Source organism: Gammaproteobacteria bacterium (assembly GCA_003696665.1).
Classification (GTDB): Bacteria; Pseudomonadota; Gammaproteobacteria; order Enterobacterales.
Map to the genome: position 1 here is coordinate 1 of RFGJ01000163.1, position 1,045 is coordinate 1,045.

General features: G+C 50.8%; 1 protein-coding gene. It reads right to left on the minus strand.

The window, feature by feature from the left end; translation table 11 throughout:
- Window positions 1–57: 57 nt before the first annotated feature.
- Entirely contained in the window at window positions 58–1,032 is a 975-nt protein-coding gene (pilQ, locus tag D6694_04885; protein ID RMH45309.1) for a type IV pilus secretin PilQ, read from the minus strand.
- Window positions 1,033–1,045: the final 13 nt, after the last annotated feature.

The following is a 1,045-nucleotide window of genomic DNA, read 5'->3' on the forward strand; positions in this document are numbered from 1 at the left end:
CCAAACCAGCCACCGCTTCATATATTCCTCCTGCCCTTCCTGTTTTTAATCAATTTATTAATTCAGAATTCGTGGCGTCACAAATATAAGAAGTTCTCTTTTTTTGTTGGATTTTGTTTGTGATTTGAAAAGATTTCCGAAAAGCGGGATCTTCTTAAAAAATGGCACACCGGAATCACTAACCCGATCATCTTCTACAAAAATCCCGCCAATAACTGTCGTTTCACCATCTCGGACAAGGACTTTTGTTTCCGCTTTTTTCTCGTCGATGGCAATGGCATCCCCCACCCCTGTGGGCACTGTTGCGCCCACAGAGCTGTTGGAAGCGACAATCTTCAGAATGATGGTGTCATCCGGATTGATGGTAGGTGTCACCTCAAGTTTCAACTCTGCGTTTTCAAATTTCGTCTCCGTCCCCTGGTCACTTACCGATTGGTAGGGGATTTTGGTCCCCTGACTGATCATGGCGGCTTCCCCATTCAGGGTGGCAATCCTTGGCTGACTGACCACTTTGCCATAACCGGCTGTTTCAAGAGCCGAAATCCTCAGATCCAGCACGGATTTGTCAATTCCAAGGCGGCCAAAGGTAAAACTGGTACCCAAACCCGACGCAGACCCCGTTGCGATGCTGGTCGGGGAGATCACAAAACTGCCGCCAGCACCCAGCTCTCCGCTGGAAAGATTGGGGAACTCCCTGTTGGGATTTTCTGTGTAGGAGTATCCCCACTTGACCCCAAGATCGCGGGCGAAGTTGGAGTTGGCTTCGACAATGCGCGCATCGATCAAAACCTGGCGCTCCGGGGTGTCCAGAATTTTGACCAATTGACGAATTTGATCGATGGCAGCCGGGACATCGGTGACGATGATCTGCTTGTTGCGGGCATCCTGAGTGATTTTCCCCCGGGCTGTCAACAATTCTCCCGCAGGGCCGGCCACATTGGCCACATCGGTATGGCTGACCATAATCACCTCGGTGACAAGATCTTCCAGCTTTTCCTTGGTGCGTTTGGCGGTCAGCTTGGCTTCCTCCATCGAACGGATCCGG

Coding starts and splice junctions, on each gene's coding strand:
- pilQ (RMH45309.1), bottom strand. CDS start 1,032: ATGGAGGAAGCCAAGCTGACCGCCAAACGCACCAAGGAAAAGCTGGAA.